Here is a 19,271-nt window from a genome sequence, read left to right on the forward strand (position 1 = left end):
AATAAAGCCTTGCGCGCATTCTAATCTATTATTTTATTTTTGAAGAAAGGGACCTACTTTGAAAATTACTTGACCCCGTTATAAGAAACAACTATACCCCTCCTTTTCATTCTCCTAAAATATGGTATACTAAAGAAAAAGGAGGTGCCTATGTCTTCCATTCGTTTAATTGTCAGTGATATTGACGGAACTATTCTGGATCCGCAGCATCAGGTCGATCCCGACCTCATCGAACTCATCCCTCAGCTCCAAGAAAAAAAGATTCCTTTTATCTTGGCATCGGCTCGTTCTCCTATCGGGATTGCTCCTATCGCAAGAAGATTGGGCGTCCATCAGGCACCGATTGCTTGCTACAATGGAGCTCTCATCGTCAAGGGAGAAGAGATTCTATTTGAACACAGCCTGAACAAAGATGAGATCCGCACCTTCCTCCATCGTGTGGAAGAACTAGATCCCAACATTTCGATTAATTGTTATAGTGGGTCAATCTGGTTTAACTCCAGAGAGGATCAGTGGACCCAAGTTGAGGCTTCGATTACTGGTGAGACGCCACAGATACAGCCACTTTCTCAGACCCTCTCTGACGATGCTCTCCATCTACACAAATTGCTCTTGATCGGCGAGACTCAAAACATTCAAGAACTCTATCAAAAGCTAGATCCACAAGAATTTCCGCAGACTGCCTTTTACCTTTCAAAGGAAAACTACCTAGAAGTCACCGCCAAGTCCGTCTCAAAAAGAGATGCTGTCCTTGAACTGGCTGCTTATTACCAGGTCCCTTTGGAACAGGTCATGACCATCGGAGATCACTTCAATGACCTCCCTATGATTCGTCTGGCTGGACTTGGAGTTGCCATGGGAAATGCTCCTGAAGCCGTCCAAAAGGAAGCTCAAGTTGTCACCAGTAGCAACCAAGAGCACGGCGTAGCAAAAGCAATCCAAGAGTATGTCTTACCACCATCAAACAAATAGCCCATGGAGCTCCTGCTTTCATGGGTTTTCTAACCCTTTCTTTTCTTTTCTAACTCACTGTTTTTTAACCCGATCTCTAATAAAAGAAAAAGAAGCTAGGACTGGATCCTATCTTCTTTTCATTTTTATTCTACTGTTACGGATTTAGCAAGGTTACGTGGTTTGTCCACATCGAGTCCACGGTGGAGGGTTGCAAAGTAAGCGATCAATTGGGTTGGCACCACCATTGAGATTGGTGAGAGGTAAGGGTGGACCGTTGTAAGGACGATATCGTCTGTCTCTTTAGCAACATTTTCTTCTGCGATAGTAAGGACCTTAGCTCCACGCGCTGCCACTTCTTGGATATTTCCACGAGTGTGGTTGGCAAGAATTGGGTCAGACAAGAGAGCCAAAACAGGTGTTCCATCCTCAATCAAGGCGATGGTTCCATGCTTAAGTTCTCCAGCCGCAAAACCTTCACATTGGATATAAGAAATCTCTTTGAGTTTGAGACTAGCTTCCATAGCCACATAGTAGTCTTGACCACGTCCGATATAAAAGGCGTTTCGTGTTGTTTCAAGAAGGTCACGAACTTTAGCGTCAATCAATTCTTTCTCTGAAAGAGTTGATTCGATAGACTGAGCCACAATAGACAATTCATGAACCAAGTCAAAAGCCTTGGCTTTTTCGTTGCCATTTGCTTCACCGACTGCTTTTGCAAGGAAGGCAAGGGCTGCGATTTGGGCTGTATAAGCCTTAGTTGATGCTACGGCAATTTCAGGACCTGCATGAAGCAACATAGTATGGTTGGCTTCACGTGAAAGGGTTGATCCTGGCACGTTTGTCACTGTCAAGCTTGGAATCCCCATTTCATTGGCCTTAACCAAAACCTGACGGCTATCAGCTGTTTCACCAGATTGACTGATAAAGATGAAAAGTGGCTTCTGGCTTAGAAGTGGCATCCCATAACCCCACTCAGATGAAATTCCAAGTTCAACTGGTGTATCTGTCAATTCTTCCAACATCTTCTTAGAAGCAAATCCTGCATGATAAGATGTTCCAGCTGCAAGGATGTAGATGCGATCAGCGTCTTGAACAGCCTTGATGATGGCTGGGTCTACCACTACTTTACCAGCCTCATCTGTGTAGGCTTGGATCAACTTACGCATCACTGTTGGTTGCTCATCAATTTCTTTGAGCATGTAGTAAGGATAGGTTCCCTTTCCGATATCAGACAAGTCAAGCTCAGCAGTATAGCTAGCACGCTCACGGCTGTTGCCATCGTAGTCTTGCACTTCAACGCTATCAGCTTTCACAATTACCAACTCTTGGTCATGGATCTCCATATATTGGTTGGTTTCACGAATCATGGCCATAGCATCTGAGCAGACCATGTTATAGCCTTCTCCAAGACCAATCAAAAGTGGTGATTTGTTCTTGGCCACGTAGATGACATCTGGATTTTCAGAGTCAATCAAGGCAAAGGCATAAGATCCACGGATGATGTGAAGGGCTTTTTTGAAGGCTTCAAGTACTGACAAGCCCTCTTCTTCCGCAAATTTTCCAATCAAGTGCACTGCGATTTCAGTATCCGTTTGTCCCTTGAAGTGGTGACCTGCAAGGTATTCTTCCTTGATTTCGAGATAGTTTTCAATTACCCCATTGTGCACCAAGACAAAACGTCCTGTCTCAGAGCGGTGTGGGTGAGCATTATCTTCTGTTGGTTTCCCGTGAGTCGCCCAACGCGTATGTCCAATACCAGTTGTCCCCTCAACACCAGCAGTTTTAGCAGACAATTCCGCAATACGACCAACCGCTTTCACCAAATGGTTCTCAGCACCACCTAGGACAAAAATCCCCGCAGAATCATAACCACGGTATTCGAGCTTTTCAAGCCCTTGAATCAAAATATCCGTTGCATTTGTATTTCCAACAACACCAACAATTCCACACATAGTATATACGACACAGACAAGCTGTGCTTTCTCCTTCTATAAAAATGAAAGAAAATAGGTATCCATTCTTGAGTTCCCTTATTTTCTTAGCCAATTTATAAAATTGGTCTAGTCTGATTCGATAGAAAAATCATCAGCGGAGTCAGTATACAATGCTTTTTCCTGTTTGTCAACCTTCAAAATATCAAAAATTGGTCTAGTTAAGAAAGGATTAAGAAAAACCTACCAACTTTTTTAGTGATAGGTTGGGATGATTGGCTTATTTTAAGATTGTCATTGATGCCAACTGATCTAAATGCGTATCCAATCATTTCATAAGCATCACTTCATTTTTTTACCTTCTTAATCATAAAATGAACTCCTAGTAAAACAACTATGATGATAGAAATATAGGCAAACATGAACTGAGTCGATAAATGTTCCCCACTCGCATTCTTCAAGATGACTCCATAAGACTCTTTGTAATTAGTTACTGTTGAAGTTGGCGCTTTATCAAAGACTTTATTGATTGCATCTTTCATTAAAATCTGTTTCAATAGCGCATTTACCTGTGTAAGAGGGAACCAGGTCATGACTTGTTGCAAGGTTTCTCCTACGGATCCAATTGAAAGATAAACACCAGAAATGAAGCCGATAAACGTTCCAACTATGGTACTCAAAGTTGTAAATGCTGAACTGGTTCGAATAAAAGCTAGGATTGGCAGAATAATAGTTGCAGACAACATCGTTCCCATTGTGACAACTCCTAAAATAGATAAGTAGTCCATCATAGAATAGTCAAGAAGAGCACTAAAACCATTAAACATACCAATTGCAAAGATACAAGAGAACAGAGTCATAATAATCCCAAATAATATCGCAAAGATCGCATACGATAGTTCAATTTTAAAGTTAGAAACTGGACTGACTTTAAAGTCCTCACTCAACTTCTTTTCTCTATCCGAAACCATCACTCCAAATGCACCAAGAGTACTGGTCATTGAGATAATGGTCGTTAAACCTGAGATTAACCAATAATTGACCATCTGAATGGTGTCCGTAGAGGCGGTATCACTATTCAAAGCTTCCTTGATGGCATCAATCTGAATTTGTCCTAAAAAGACTTGATAAACCAAGATCAAGATGATGACCGATAAGAAGGACATAAAGAAAGCTAAGCGATCTCTTGTATAGACTTTCCGATTTCTAGAGATTAATTCAAGCATTCCCTTCTCCTCCTTTAGATCTTAGTAAGTTCAAATAAGCTGCTTCTAAATTTGAATATTCTACATTAAATGTTTCAATAATTGATTTTCCTTGATTTTCTGCAATAATTTCCATCATCTCTTCAACGGAAACATCCTTACATACGACTTCTGCCTCCGAAAGGATCTGACACTTATTAGCAAACTTAGAGACCGATAACGAATTGACTGGTTTACCAGGTTTTAACGTAAGATTCAGGTTAGTGGTTGAATGCTGTTTAATAAAATTAGCAATATCTCCTGAATAGTACAAGTTCCCTTCAATTAAGACATTTAAGACATCACAAGCAGCCATCTCTTCTAAATAGTGTGTAATTAGAACGACTGTCATATTTTCTTTTTTGTTCAGATAATTAATCGCTTCCCATAAATCATGACGAGATTGTGGATCTAAACCAGTTGTTGGCTCATCTAATAACAGCAAAGACGGTTGTGGCAATAAAGCTCGGGCAATATCTACTTTTCGTTTTTGTCCTCCTGATAAACTGCCATAGTTTTTCTTTTTAAGAGTAGCTACATCCAAATAGGATTGCAGATCTTTAATACGCTTTTGTACTTGTGATTTTGATAATCCATACAAGGCTCCTCGAGAAATCAGGTTTTCCTCTACCGTTAAATGATCATCTAGACGATTGCTTTGAAATACAATACCGATATGTCGATAAAAATCTTTCGTTGACAAGGATTTTCCATCTACTTCCCAAAAAATCTCTCCTGAGCTCGGCTTGAAATTCTGAATCAACAAATTAAAAAGCGTTGTTTTCCCTGCACCATTTGGACCAAGAAGTCCATAAAATTTACCTTCCTCAAAAACTAAATCAATTCCTTTCAAAGCCTCAAAGGAACCATAGCTTTTCTTTACATTGTGTAATCTAATTTCCATTTTCTGACATCAAGATCCTTTCTTCTTTCCTTGTACTGTCAGTATATCCAATTTCTATCCTCTAACGTGAGGACATTCATGTCCAGTCTAAGCATCTTTTTCACCAAAAAACACCTGTGAATCTTCACAGGTGTTCAATGTTTATTTTATATTTTTTGAGGACAATTGATGAAAAGATGAACACTTCTCTACACCTCAGTGTAGTTTAGACCTTTTTTTGCAAGGTCCTCTTTCCATTCTTCTTGCATGTTTCTCTTCACCAGATCCTCAGATAATAAGTCAGCCATTAAGCATACTTTTTGATAATCATTTTTTGCTTTTTCTAGATCATCTTCTATAAATAAAGCAACTTTCCAATTTAAAGCATAAACAAAAATATTATCCTGAAAATCATGTCTCTTTGTCATAATATCATTTAAAGCTTTAACAATGTCTGGCAACCTCTCGTATATCCCATAATGGGCTAACACACCTGCAGCTGAGATAAGAGTGTTTTGTAGCATTTCCAATTCTGATAAGGGGAAATAATCTATAGCAAGTAGGATTTTCTCCACTAAGTGTATAAATTCATCTTGATCAAAGGCTCCCAAAGCCAAAGAAAGCAAGCGCAATTTGATAATCTCCACATCGTTGAGACTTAACTCTTTTTTCTTCATGGCTTGTTCTAGATACTCATCTAATAAACCTTGATCAAAAGAAGGATTTTTGGATCCAATCATATCAACCGTGGCTTGGGCGACCTGGACAGACAGTTTTTCTTCCTCTGGCAGGTTATCAAAATAGTTTTCGTAAATATCCTCAATAATTTCTTCATGCCGATGAAGACGATCTTGATCTCCATAATGATATAACGTCCGTAGTTGATACTTCAAATTCAGATATTCTGCAGGCAATTCCAAACTAGTTTGATTCGTTAACGTATCTAGGGAAACACCTAGTTGCTCAGCAATATACTTCGCTGTTGCAATCGTTGGCAAAGACTGACCCTTTTCAATTCGCTGGAGTTGGCGCGTCGTTAATAGGTCCTCAATACCACAGATTGCTTGTCTACTTAATCCCTTACTTTCACGTAGAGTTTGTACTTTTTTTCCTAATTCTGTTTTAAAATCCATCATACAAGCTCCTTTTCTTCTGGTTTTATTATAGCACATATTAAAATTGAAGGGTTTTGAACCTTTTCCGGCACTAAATGAAAAATCGGAAATGAAGAATGCCGTCAGAAACATATGCATCTGATGGAGTTCCACACTTCCGAAAATAAAACTAGTCAGTCATTTACTGAAATGAACGGCCTATCGTACTTAGATAACAGAATCCTCAAAAACTTATTCTTCAAATCCATTCTGCTGGCTCAATTCACGGAACCAATGACCAGATTTTTTTAGGCGTCTTTCTTGAGTGGCTAGGTCTAATTCGACAAGGCCATAGCGGTTTTTATAGCCATTGAGCCAAGACCAGCAGTCGATAAAGGTCCACATAAGGTAGCCCTTACAGTTGGCCCCATCTTGGATAGCTCGGTGCAATTCACGCAGGTGGTCTTTGACGAAGTCAATCCGATAGTCATCTTGAATTTCCCCGTTTTGACGGAATTTTTCTTCCCCTTCAACTCCCATCCCATTCTCTGTTAGGAGCCATTCGATGTTGCCGTAATTTTCCTTGATATTTTGGGCAATATCGTACAAGCCCTGCTCATAGATTTCCCAACCTCTATGTGGGTTGATCTTTCTTCCTGGCATGACATAGGGTTCGTAGAACTGCTCGACCAACATAGGAGACTCTGGGTTTGGTGCATAACGGGGCGCAGAGACCCGCATTGGCTGGTAATAGTTGACTCCTAGGAAGTCAACTGTATGTTCTTTGATCAGCTCCAAGTCACTTGGATCCACCTCTGGCAAGAGAGCACGCTCCCGCAAAATCTCTACCAACTCTGGTGGGTAAGTCCCAAGAACAGACGGATCAAGGAAGGATTTGGCTTGGAAGAGCTCAGCGATTCGTGCCGCCTTGACATCTGCTGGATGCTGACTCCGCGGATAGGCTGGCGTCAAGTTCAAGACCACTCCGATTCGATAGTTTGGATCCACCTCATGACAGACCTGAACAGCAAGGCTACTTGCCAACTGAGTATGGTAGGCAACTTTAACCGCTGCAGCCGCATCTACCTTATGTGGGTAATGGGCATCATAAAAGTAACCAAACTCTACAGGAACAATGGGTTCATTAAAGGTGATCCACTGATCAACCAAGTCCCCATAGGTTTCAAAGCAGAAACGAGCATAGTCGCGATAGGCGTAGACCGTCTCCTTATTTTCCCAGCCATCTCCTTGTTCTTGCAAGGCAAAAGGAAGGTCAAAGTGATAAAGATTGACCATCAAATGAATGCCTTTGGACTTGATGCGTTCAAACACTTGGCGGTAAAAAGCCACTCCTACTGGATTGACTTCTCCACGTCCTTTAGGGAAAATCCGAGACCATTGGATAGAAGTCCGAAAGGCAGTATGCCCTGTCTCGACTAGAAGCTCAATGTCTTCTTCCCAATTTTCATAAAAGGTCGAAGTTAAGCCGGGTCCTTCTTTGAAGCGAAAGCGATGAGGCTCTACCTGGTACCAGTAGTCCCAGAGGTTGTCCCCCTTACCATCTCCGGCAAAGCGCCCTTCTGTCTGTGGACCAGATGTCGAAGTCCCCCATAAAAAATCTTGTGGAAAGTTGATCATGTGTTTATCCTCTCTCATTGTCTTCCTCTCTATTATACTCCCTTTCAGCCCTCTTCCTAGAGACTATTTTCAGTCATTTTTACGCAGATTATAGAAAAAACACGCTAGCAGTCAGAAGAGCCGATTTCTAACGTGTTTTGTTTCTATTATAGTTGATTGACGACATAGTCAAAGAGAGCCTTGTCTCCTTCACTTACCTGATAACGCAGTTCTGGATGCCACTGCACCCCGAGAAAGGCTGTCCCGTGGGAAGATTGCACCGCTTCAATGATCTGATCTTCAGGGCTAAGAGCAACTACTTCTAGATGAGGGGCTAAATCCTTGATCGCTTGATGGTGGTAGGAATTGATCTGACCAACTTCTCCAAATAAGTCCCGCAAAATGCTTCCTTCAACTGTTTCGATTGAATGACTAGTTTCGCTGGCAGGATTTTCCTGCCAGTGATGGTCGATATCTTGGTAAAGTGTCCCGCCCATGGCTACATTGTAGAGCTGCATGCCTCGGCAAACCGTAAAGATGGGCTTCTTAGCAGCTACTGCTTCCTTGATCAAGGCCAACTCGAAAAGGTCACGCTCGAGCAAGTAATCATCGCTAACAATCTCCTTCTCTGCTCCATAAAACTGAGGAGAAACATGCTGACCACCTGTGATAATCAACTTATCAATCAAGGAAATATAGTGCTCAGCTGTTGCTGGGTCTCCAATCGGAAGGATGAGGGGGATGCCCCCCGCTTCTTGAACCCCCTGGACAAAGCCTGTCGGTGTATAACTGAGGTACATTCCATCTTCTTCACGGAAAGGGCGTTGATTGCCCGTAATCCCAATCACTGGTTTCTTCATCGCTCATTCTCCAATCTCTTCATAGCTAATATAGTTCCTTATTTTATCACACTCCGAAGGTGACTTTCAACTTTTTTCATGATTTTTCAAATAAGGAGAAGTTTTCTAGAATTTATCTTTCTTTTATGTAAAAATCCTCCAGAGCTGAACTCTGAAGGATTCATTTTTATTTCACAACAATATTTACAAGCTTGCTAGGTACACTAATCACTTTTACGATTTCCTTACCATCAATCTCTGCCTTGACTTTTTCGTCAGCCAGAGCAACTTCTTGCAATTCTTCGCGAGAAAGGTCTTTTGCAACCATGAGTTTGGCGCGGACTTTTCCTTTGATTTGGACGACGATTTCGATTTCGTCTTCAACCAATTTGCTTTCGTCCCATGTTGGCCAAGCTACATAAGAGATAGACTCGCCTGTTGCTGCCACTGTTTGCCAGAGTTCTTCTGCCAAGTGAGGGGCAAATGGGGCAATCAATTGGATAAAGCCTTTGGCGTAGTCCACATAGAGTTTGTCTTCTTTGTTAGCAGCATTGACAAAGACCATAAGTTGGGCAATGGCTGTGTTGAATTTCATGGATTCGATTTGCTCTGTGACAGACTTAACGGTTTCGTTATAAACCTTGTCAAGAGCACCATTATTTTCCGTAACGATTTCCTTCGTTGTAATCAAACGGTAAACACGGTCAAGGAACTTACGGCTTCCTTCAAGACCTTCTTCTGACCAAGCAATCGAAGCATCGAGTGGTCCCATGAACATTTCATAGACACGAAGGGTATCAGCACCGTATTGTTCCACCACATCGTCTGGGTTGACCACGTTCTTGAGGGATTTAGACATCTTAGCTGGTGCTTGCTCCAATTCTTCTCCTGTTTCCACATGGAAGAAGGAACCATCACGTTTTTCAACCTTGTCAGTCGCTACAAGAGCCCCACGGTGGTCACGGTAGCTAGTTCCCAGGATCATTCCTTGGTTAAAGAGTTTTTGGAACGGTTCTTTAGTTGGAACAACACCGATATCATAGAGGAATTTATGCCAGAAACGAGCGTAAAGCAAGTGGAGCACGGCATGCTCTGCACCACCCACGTAGATATCGACTGGCAACCATTGTTTGAGGAGATCCTCATCAGCCAATTTTTCTGTGTTATGTGGATCGATATAGCGGAGGTAGTACCAACTTGAACCTGCCCATTGTGGCATGGTATTGGTCTCACGACGACCTTTGACACCATCTTCACGAGTCACTTCCAGCCAGTCGGTCAAGTTAGCCAATGGGCTTTCACCAGTACCTGAAGGGCGGATGTCCTTTGTTACTGGCAAGACAAGCGGTAAGTCACTTTCTGGAACAGCTGTTGAAGTCCCATCTTCCCAATGAATGATTGGGATTGGTTCACCCCAGTAACGTTGACGGCTAAAGAGCCAGTCGCGGAGACGGTAAGTAACTTTCTCTTGACCACAGCCTTTTTCTTCCAACCAAGCCACAATTTTGGCAATCGCTTCTTCTTTGTTGAGTCCATCTAGGAAGTCTGAATTAACGTGAAGGCCATCTTCTGTGTGAGCAGCTTCAGCTACATTTCCACCTTCCAACACTTCTACGATTGGAAGGCCAAACTGTTTGGCAAATTCCCAGTCACGTTGGTCATGGGCAGGCACAGCCATAACAGCACCTGTTCCGTAACTAGAAAGAACATAGTCAGCAATCCAGATTGGAATTTCTTTGCCGTTTACAGGGTTGATAGCATAAGCACCAGTCCAAACTCCTGTTTTTTCCTTGGCAAGGTCTGTACGAGCCAGATCAGATTTCAAGCTAGCTTGATGTTTGTAGTCAGCTACAGCCTCAGCTTGTTCTGGACTTGTGATGGCATCTACCAAGTCATGTTCAGGAGCTAAGACAGTGAAGGTCGCACCAAAAAGGGTATCTGGACGTGTCGTAAAGACGGTGAATTCCTTGTCAGTCCCTTTCACTTTGAAGGTGATATTGGCACCAGTTGATTTCCCAATCCAGTTGCGTTGCATGTCCTTGATAGACTCTGGCCAGTCCAAATCATCCAAGTCATTGAGCAAGCGTTCTGCATAAGCTGTGATTTTAAGCATCCATTGGCGCATTGGTTTTCGGACAACTGGATAGCCACCACGCTCAGATGTTCCATCAGGAAGGACTTCTTCGTTGGCGATGGCTGTCCCCAATTCTTCCACCCAGTTTACTGGCACTTCCGCTTCATAGGCCAAGCCTTTTTCATAAAGTTTGGTGAAGATCCATTGCGTCCACTTGTAGTAGTTTGGATCTGTAGTATTGACTTCACGGTCCCAGTCGTAAGAGAATCCAAGCGCATTGATTTGGCGTTTGAAGTTGGCAATGTTTTCCGCTGTGAATTCTGCTGGGTCATTCCCTGTATCCATAGCGTATTGCTCCGCAGGCAAACCAAAAGCATCCCAGCCCATTGGGTGAAGGACATTGTAGCCTTGCGCACGTTTGAAACGACTGAGGATATCAGTCGCTGTATAGCCTTCTGGGTGCCCTACGTGCAGACCTGCTCCAGATGGGTAAGGGAACATGTCCAATGCATAAAACTTCGGTTTTGAAGCGTCTGTTCCTGTCTTAAAGGTGTGATGGTCAGCCCAGTGTTTCTGCCACTTAGGCTCGATTTCTTTATGATTGTAAAAACTCATGCTGTCTCTCCAATTTTCGTGATGCTCCTATTATACCATTTTTAGGGGATTTTTAAAGGTTCTATCCACCAAAAAGAGGCTGGGACAAAGTCCTAGCCTCTCAATTGTCTGCGGAGGTGGGACGACGAAATCAAATTCTAACGAATTACCGATTTCTGTCCCACTCTCTTCCCTGTTCAATATACAATCGCTCTTAAACTCCTAGTCTTCTACGTGACTTTCTAGTTCTTTTTGAGCTTTCTTATTGGATTCTTCTTTTTCTTTCTTCCATTGTTCACGCGCTTCATCGTACTCCTTGGTTGTCAAAACTTTGTCTTGCAATTCCAAGTACTTGTAGTTGAAGGTTTGACCCTTGTGTCCTGTCCAAGCAAAGGCAGCTGTGTATGGAACTGTCTTACGAACACCTGGAGAGGCACCATCTGAATGAATCGGGATTAAGAGGGCACTATCAGTCAACCAAGCCTGAGCCTTAGCATATTTTTCATAGCGGTCATTGACATCTTTTGTTTCATTATGTGCATCTTCAATCAATTGATCGTATTCATCAAAACCAGCTTCTTTAGCAGCTGCGTTATTAGTACCAGCATCAAATCCGAAGTAAGAATTTGCATTTTCACCATTCTTAGAGTTTGTGATATCTAGGTAAGAAGATGGATCGGTATAGTCTGGACCCCAACCCAAGTTGTTGTTCAAATCCCAGTCTTGTTGAGAAGCATTTTCAGCAAAGTAGGTCACTCGATTAAGATCGTCCTCAGATACCATATTCAAGTCGATGACGACATTTTCTGCTCCTAGGGTAGATTCGATCGACTGTTTAAAGGATTGAGCTTGCTTGACTCCTTCTGTATAGGTGGATGAAACAGGGAGGTCCAAATGAATCGGGAACTCTACCCCTTGGCCTTGAAGAGCTTCTTTGGCCTTGGCAAACTCTTCCTTGGCCTTGGTTGGATTGTAAAGGGTATCTTTTCCATCTTCGACAGAAACACCTTTCCATTCATCACCATATTCTTCTAAGTTTTTCTCTACAGACTCACCGAAATCTTTGCCATCAATTTGAACAAAGTTTGGAGGAGTGAAGGTGTTGCGGATGACCTTGTCTGCAGATGCTTCCCCATTGGCTTGCGCTACATAGGCCTTGCGGTTGAAGGCAAACATAATGGCTTGACGGAAGTCTTTATTCAAGATTGCTTTCTTGGTTGAGCTCTTTTGAGCATCTGTAGTTTTAGTCGTAATCTCATAAGCTTGACGGTCAATGTTGAAAGACAAGTTATAAGTAGAGGATCCTTGGTCACTGAAGACAATGTCATCTTTGTGTTTCTTCTCTACACTCTTATAGTTAGAGCCATTTGGGAAGACACGGGCAAAGGTATAGTCTCCGTTATCAAATCCACGGATCAAAGATTCTGAATCTTGTCCATCATAATAGGTCAGCTTAACCTTAGAAATTTTTACATTATCAGCATCCCAATAGGTTGGGTTCTTTTCAAGCGTCACAACAGATTTAGAGGTGATAGCTTTAATCAAATAAGGACCACAATAAAGAATACTAGAAGGGTTCGTACCTTGACCGTAGTCATCTCCCTTAGAATCTAAGAATTCTTTATTGACTGGCATCAAAATGCCCATGGTGGTTTTTGAATTCCAGAAACTTTCTGGTTGGTTCAAGGTGTATTGAACCGTATAGTCATCGACAGCTTTGATACCAACTGTTGAGAAGTCTTTGGTTTTCCCTGAGACATAATCATCCAACCCTTTGATAGATTGTTGGACGAGATAGAGGGCCGAAGATTTCTTGTCCGCTGCGTGCTGAAGCCCCGTCACAAAGTCTTGGGCCTTAACTTCTCCGAATTCTTCCCCTTCAGCGGTCACCCATTTAACCCCTTTACGAAGTTTATAGGTATAGGTCAGACCATCTTTTGAAACAGTCCAATCCTTAGCAAGAGATGGGATTAAGTTGCCGTATTTGTCAACTTCTAACAAACCATCCACAGCATTACCTGTAAATTCTGAAGTTGACCGTTTATTAGAGAGTGAATAATCCAAAGTATCCGGATCTTGCGTATATACATAACTAAAGACCTGGTTGTCCGAACTTGAAGATTTCCCTCCTTGTGAGCAGGATACCAGTGCGCTTACAGACAAAAGCAGAGCGCCGGTGGCTAAGAGTAGCTTCCCTTTTTTCATATGGATCACCTCTGTATAAAATGTTATTCTTCATATTAAATTATAGCACTTTACGGAAAAATGTAAACGCTTAACTGTATAATATTTCAAAAGTTAGAAAAAATAGTTGTTTTGACTGCATGCAAAAAAGGCTGGGACAAAAGTCCTAGTCTCTCAATTGTCTTTGGATTGTCGAGCAAGACGCAGTGGTTGAGTGGGCTCCAATACGCTGATTTCATCAGCTTTAACAGCCCTACTCAACTGTGCGGAGGTGGGACGACGAAATCGAATTCTAACGAATGACCGATTTCTGTCCCACTCTCTCTTTAATGATGGATAAAGCTCTCTGCCACTAGCTCCCCTTGCTTAAATCCCACTGAGCAGGAGGGATACGAGGGTAAGGAAGCTATTCCAAGAGGCATGCTGAAGGATAGCCCAGTAAATCGATTTGGTATAACGCAAGACCGCACAAAATAGCAGGCCCGGTACCAAGTAGACGATAAAGCTTGGCAAATCCCAGCCATGCTGCCAGACATGCGAGAGGCTGAACAAGGAGGCCGAAACAAGCATATCCAGCTTATACTTCTGATAAGGTGCCAAAGCCGTCATGACCAAATCACGAAAAACTAGCTCTTCCACAATGGGAGCCAGCAAGCAGGCATAGACATAGCGTATCAACACCAAGGCCCAGCCTGACAAATCACTAGATATTTCTGCAAGGGCTATGGAATTCTTAGTGGGCGGAAATACCGCTGCAGAAAACATATCCCATAAAAAGTGAGCAAGAAAAACAAGCACAAACACCGCCAAATAGGAAGCTTTAAAGGTGAATTTCCCGTACAAGTCCCAGCGACGACTCTTTACCAAGAGTGTAACGGCTACCCCCCCAATCAATCCTATCAACAAGAGGAGCAAGCCATAATAAGAATCATCCGATAGGTGGCCCACTAAATCCGTTGGGAGTCCCACGTTAAAAAGCGCAAAATTGATGCAGAGAATTCCAATTGTCGCTAGTTGAAACAATCTGTCTGTCTTACTCATTGCATTTACCCTTTCATTTAATCCTTTCTACCGAGTTCCAATCTGCCTTAAGATCTAACTCTCAGAACACTTCATCCTAGAACTCTATCATGTCTTAAATACGAGCGAGCGGTGGTCGCTTCACAAATCCAGGACGTCCAATCTCAATCTTATCTGACTGACCTTGAACCACATTTGGGCGAGAACCTCCTCCTCCTACAATCTGTGCCAATTCTTTTTGACTACATTCTGTCATTTCATTTCCTCCAATTTGTATTTGTAACGCTACCTCCTGAGTCTATCAAAGATTGGAGCCTTTGCCTTTTCTTTTTTCTATATGGTTGCATTTTTCAGCTATGTGGGTGGAGAATCTCTTAATTCAGAAGTATACATCTCCAAATTAAACGAAAACGAACAACCATCAAAAAAACCATCGCCAACAGGCGATGGTTTCTGTATTTCTTTGATTAGCCTAAGGACTTGACATAAGCATCTACTGCTACAATCGCTTGAGCAATATCAGATGCTTGTACCTTGAATGGCATTTGGTGAATGGTTTCTCCTTCAATGGTTGCTTGTTGGCCAACCTTGAGAAGATCTTCGTAGCTTGCATTTTCAAGATGCATTTCTTTCAGAGTCGTTGGCATGCCAATTTGTTGATAGAAATGAATGTATTTGTTCAATTCTTCTTTTGGACGGTTTTCCAAGAACAATTGAACCAAGGTTCCATAGGCTACTTTTTCACCGTGAGTCAAATGGTGGATATCCCCAGTAAGGGCCGTAAAGCCATTATGGATGGCATGAGCTGCTGCCAAGCCACCACTTTCAAACCCAATCCCACTGAGAAGGGTATTGGCTTCGATGATGTTTTCTAATGCAGGCGTCACCACTTTAGCTTCACAAGCAGCCACGGCTTGGAGACCATCAGCAAATAAGATTTCTTCACAACGTTGCGCAATCGCCACACCAGCTAGAGTTTGGTGTTTGCCTAGCATGGTTTTTCCGTTGGCTTGCATTACCGCACGCGCTTCGACCCAAGTAGCTAGTCCATCTGCGATACCAGAAGCAAGCAAACGTTTTGGTGCTTGAGAGATGACTTTACTATCTACCAAGACCAATTCTGGGTTTTTAGAATAGAAGATATAGCGAGCAAAGGCACCTTCATCCGTATAAATAACAGACAAGGCTGAAACCGGAGCATCTGTAGATGCAATAGTCGGAGCAATGACAACTGGTGATTTTAAAAGATCAGCAATGGCTTTTGCACTGTCGATGGTCTTTCCTCCACCAAGTCCGATGACTAAGTCACAGCCATTTTCTTCTGCCAGACTGACCACACGATTGATTTCATTATCAGAAGCTTCACCGTTGAAGAACACTGGCAAGACTGTAAAGCCATACCGAAGGAGATACTTTTCAAAACGTTCCCCTACGATATCATAGACTACTGAATCACAGAGTAAAACGGGATGACTCCCCAGTTCTAAAATAGGTTTTGCATTTTCAAATAAAGCATTTTCACCTTGAATGTAACGGGATGGGCTGGCAAAATTTCTCATACACTCCTCCTTTATCAAATTGTATTCTTATGATGAACAGCTGACCAATCTGCCTCGAAGTCATCTACTGCTTTTGGAATAGAAGGCATTCCAAAAGCTGCTTCAAAGACATCTGCCCCTGCCGTAATTGCTTGTGTTCCTTCTTTAAATGCTCGATTAACTTGAGCCACATTTTTAAAGGAAGCTGCTAGAATTTTGCTTGATGAATGATTACGCTCTATGGCACTCGCTAACTGAGAAATAACCTGAGCTGAATCAATGTTTAAGTTTTCCATACGATTGTAATAAGGTGCTAAATAGTCGGCTCCTGCTTCAATAGCTAACAGTCCTTGAAAAACAGTATAGATTGCTGTTGCAGTAATTTTGTAACCCTCTGCTTTTAACACTTTAATTGCAGCAAGTCCTTCAGGTGTTACTGGAACTTTAATATAGGTATTTTCATCGCATTGTTCTCGAATTTCGGCCGCATCTTTTAAAATTCCTTCATAATCTTTTGCGACAACTTGAACATGGATGGAAGGAGATCCTCCGATGATTTCCCGCACCTTATGGATACGATCAAAAAAATCAATGTTCCCTTCTTTTTTAGCAATTGTTGGGTTCGAAGTTACCCCAGCAAGGGGTAACACTCGTGCCCATTTTTTTATCTCATCTAAATTTAAAGTATCAAGCATAAATTCCATATACATACCTCTTTACTATAGAGTATGCTCTGTCCGTCCAATAATATCATCTTGTGTTGCTCTTGATAGTACATTGAAGAAGGCTGAGTAGCCAGCAACACGTACAATTAAGTCACGGTGTTTTTCCGGATGTTTTTGAGCATCTAACAACGTTTCTCTAGAAACCACATTGTATTGAATATGGTATCCATGTAGACGATTAAAGAACGTACGGAGTAAAGCAATAAGTTTTAATTTATCTTCTTCTTTGGATAAAGTTTGTGGGTTTACTTTTTGGTTCAGTAAAACACCACCAACAATTTCATCTGTTGGCAATTTAGAGACAGATTTCAGAACAGATGTTGGGCCATGTTGGTCCATATTATGGGATGGAGAGCATCCTTCTGCAAGTGGAGTCCCGGCATTACGACCGTCCGGAGTGGCTAATGTTCCACGACCTTGTCCTACATTGGCTGAAATAGAAGATGTACCTGAGTAACGAATTCCTCCGATTGGCCCACGTCCATATCGAGTATTTGGATATTTAGCAATTTCATCCACATAAATATCGTATGCTTCTCGAACTAAGCTGTCCGCATAGTCATCATCGTTTCCATACTTCGGTGCATCATGGATAAGCATCTCTTGGATTTCTTTTCCACGTTCGCCCTCGTAATCGGTTTCCAGAGCATGCCATAGCTCTTGTGGCGTTAAGCGTCCTTCTTCGAATACCAGTTTCTTGATTGCTGCAAGTGAATCGGATAAGTTTGCAATACCCACTTGTAAACCAGAAATATAATCGTAGACAGCTCCACCTTCTTTTAGGTGTTTTCCACGTCCAATACAGTCATCTGTCAAAGCTGAACAGAGGATATCTGGCACTTCTCTTTCAAGAGATAGGTCGATAGAGTTTTCTACGATCACACTCATGCGGGTTAAGTGGCGCAAAGTCTTGTCCCAAGCAGTTTGCAATTCATCGAAGCTCTTCATGTCTTTAAAATGACCAAAGCTTGGTGCAAAGCGCTTGCCAGAAGCAGGATCGATTCCGTCATTCATCGTAATGAGCAAAACTTTAGGGAAGTTCATATAACTCATACCTGTACAGCGATATCCCCATTTACCTGGAACAGCTGTTTCTACACAACCAATTGCACTGTAATCATAAGCATCTTCTTCAAGAACACCTTTTGAAATAAAGGATGGAATAATAATCTCATCATTATTGAAAGCAGGCATACCAAATCCGAGCTTCATAACTTCAATACATTCGTTCATGAAGCGGGCATCCAGACCAGCATGATAACGAACAGTTAAGTTTGGTTGAGGAAGGTGAGTTTGAGCAACTGACTTCAACACCAAATAAGACAATGGATTGACGGCATCTTTCTTATCACGTGTTTGACCACCAATCGTAACGTTTTGATAAAGCGGACTACCTGCAGATGAGAAGGTATGTGCTTGACTACGTACTTTGTTAATTGTAATAGTCTTAATCCAAAGGTTAGTCAAGCGTTCAACAATACTCTCTTCAGTTTCCCGTCCACTTTCCAAATCAGCTTTAACGTATGGATACATATATTGGTCAAAACGGCCATATGAAAGTGAGTGTCCATTTGATTCAATCTGAAGAATACATTGGATAAACCAAACAGACTGAACAGCCTCTGCAAATGTACTTGCAGGCTCGTATGGAACTTTTGAGCAAATCTCTGCAATTTCAAGCAATTCCTTCTTACGTTCAGGAGTTGCTGTTTCAGCAAGTTGTTTAGCAAGTTCCACAAATCGTTGAGCATAGGTCTTAACAGCATCAACTACGATAAAGATAGAATCGTAAAAATGGTACTTATCAATGCTAGCTGGATCCGTTAGATCTAGGGCTGCTTTAGCTTGGCGAGCTCTTTCTTCAAAACCTTTCAAGCCATATTGCAATAATTTTTGATAATTGACTGCTAAGTGGGCATCTCCTGAATTCATCTTCCCTTCCATACCGAAGAATCCTGTTTCCATATAGACAGATACTTCTTCAGGTAGAAGAGCGCCAGCTCTTGCACGTAAGTTATTATTTTCCCAGAACGGTGCGATACTACGGAGCTGTTCTTTCGTTTCTTCCGTAATATAGAAGACATCACCATCCCGCTTTTCAAAAAGATCCAATTCCTTCAGAACGAACTCTAAAGTATATTCTGGGAAAATCGGAGCATCTTTATTAGAGGATGCTTGGTTTCCAGCAATCATGGATTCATCCTCAATGTAGATTGTCATATTTTCAAGAATCTCTTTCAACATATAGGCACGTTTAAGAACATTTGGTTGTTCCTTATAACGATCATATGCCTTAGTTGCAAGAACAGCACGTTCAGCATCGATGTAAGGCTTCTTATTTAAGACATCTTCACGATACTTATTCATGCGTTCAGTGAGGCTTCCAAAATATTCTGTTTTAATGCTTGTACTTGCTACTTCTACTTGTTTCATTTTTTCAAAACCTTTCTTTTGAAATTATTTTGTTTTCTTTCGTAACTATAGTAGCATTAAATTTTACGAATTTCAATGAATTATGAATTATACATATAAATTCTATTCTAGTCGCACATCTGTGCATACATGATAAACGCA

General features: G+C 41.8%; 14 protein-coding genes. 1 reads left to right on the forward strand and 13 read right to left on the reverse strand.

The window, feature by feature from the left end; all coding sequences use genetic code 11:
• Window positions 1–150 precede the first annotated feature (150 nt).
• Complete coding sequence (locus ACOXXR_RS08180; protein ID WP_445278402.1) at window positions 151–972, forward strand: Cof-type HAD-IIB family hydrolase; 822 nt, start codon at window positions 151–153, stop codon at window positions 970–972.
• A gap of 125 nt (window positions 973–1,097) precedes the next feature.
• On the opposite strand, the gene glmS is transcribed toward ACOXXR_RS08180, so the two are convergent.
• From glmS to ACOXXR_RS08245, 13 genes are all read right to left on the reverse strand, one after another.
• The gene (glmS, locus tag ACOXXR_RS08185) at window positions 1,098–2,906 is read right to left on the reverse strand and encodes a glutamine--fructose-6-phosphate transaminase (isomerizing) (RefSeq protein WP_445278403.1); all 1,809 of its coding nucleotides are present in this window, start codon (window positions 2,904–2,906) and stop codon (window positions 1,098–1,100) included.
• A gap of 326 nt (window positions 2,907–3,232) precedes the next feature.
• Complete coding sequence (locus ACOXXR_RS08190) at window positions 3,233–4,111, reverse strand: ABC transporter permease (protein WP_445278404.1); 879 nt, start codon at window positions 4,109–4,111, stop codon at window positions 3,233–3,235.
• On the reverse strand, window positions 4,104–5,033 hold the full coding sequence (locus ACOXXR_RS08195; protein WP_314368221.1) for an ABC transporter ATP-binding protein: 930 nt from the start codon (window positions 5,031–5,033) through the stop codon (window positions 4,104–4,106). Before ACOXXR_RS08195 ends, ACOXXR_RS08190 begins: the two co-directional genes overlap by 8 nt.
• A 188-nt stretch (window positions 5,034–5,221) precedes the next feature.
• A complete protein-coding gene (locus ACOXXR_RS08200) occupies window positions 5,222–6,148 on the reverse strand; it encodes a helix-turn-helix domain-containing protein (protein ID WP_414293582.1) in 927 nt (308 codons plus the stop codon).
• 210 nt (window positions 6,149–6,358) lie between these two features.
• Window positions 6,359–7,744: a glycoside hydrolase family 1 protein gene (locus ACOXXR_RS08205; protein ID WP_445278405.1), complete on the reverse strand. Its 1,386-nt coding sequence runs from the start codon at window positions 7,742–7,744 to the stop codon at window positions 6,359–6,361.
• 146 nt (window positions 7,745–7,890) lie between these two features.
• The gene (locus ACOXXR_RS08210; RefSeq protein ID WP_445278406.1) at window positions 7,891–8,583 is read right to left on the reverse strand and encodes a gamma-glutamyl-gamma-aminobutyrate hydrolase family protein; all 693 of its coding nucleotides are present in this window, start codon (window positions 8,581–8,583) and stop codon (window positions 7,891–7,893) included.
• 166 nt (window positions 8,584–8,749) lie between these two features.
• Window positions 8,750–11,251, reverse strand: a complete 2,502-nt coding sequence (gene leuS, locus ACOXXR_RS08215) for a leucine--tRNA ligase (protein WP_445278407.1) — start codon at window positions 11,249–11,251, stop codon at window positions 8,750–8,752.
• A 201-nt stretch (window positions 11,252–11,452) separates the two neighbouring features.
• Window positions 11,453–13,435 carry a peptide ABC transporter substrate-binding protein gene (locus ACOXXR_RS08220; protein ID WP_445278408.1) on the reverse strand — a complete coding sequence of 661 codons (1,983 nt, stop codon included), beginning with the start codon at window positions 13,433–13,435 and terminating at the stop codon, window positions 11,453–11,455.
• 345 nt (window positions 13,436–13,780) lie between these two features.
• On the reverse strand, window positions 13,781–14,455 hold the full coding sequence (locus ACOXXR_RS08225; protein ID WP_445278409.1) for a lysostaphin resistance A-like protein: 675 nt from the start codon (window positions 14,453–14,455) through the stop codon (window positions 13,781–13,783).
• Window positions 14,456–14,549: 94 nt separating this feature from the next.
• The gene (locus ACOXXR_RS08230) at window positions 14,550–14,690 is read right to left on the reverse strand and encodes a bacteriocin (RefSeq protein ID WP_006595056.1); all 141 of its coding nucleotides are present in this window, start codon (window positions 14,688–14,690) and stop codon (window positions 14,550–14,552) included.
• A 211-nt stretch (window positions 14,691–14,901) separates the two neighbouring features.
• Window positions 14,902–15,993, reverse strand: a complete 1,092-nt coding sequence (locus ACOXXR_RS08235) for a glycerol dehydrogenase (RefSeq protein WP_006596970.1) — start codon at window positions 15,991–15,993, stop codon at window positions 14,902–14,904.
• A gap of 14 nt (window positions 15,994–16,007) precedes the next feature.
• Window positions 16,008–16,676, reverse strand: a complete 669-nt coding sequence (locus tag ACOXXR_RS08240; protein ID WP_006595058.1) for a fructose-6-phosphate aldolase — start codon at window positions 16,674–16,676, stop codon at window positions 16,008–16,010.
• A gap of 15 nt (window positions 16,677–16,691) precedes the next feature.
• Window positions 16,692–19,130, reverse strand: coding sequence for a glycyl radical protein (locus ACOXXR_RS08245; RefSeq protein WP_006596971.1), 2,439 nt, complete (start codon window positions 19,128–19,130; stop codon window positions 16,692–16,694).
• Window positions 19,131–19,271 lie beyond the last annotated feature (141 nt).

This window comes from Streptococcus sp. KHUD_013, from assembly GCF_052588545.1.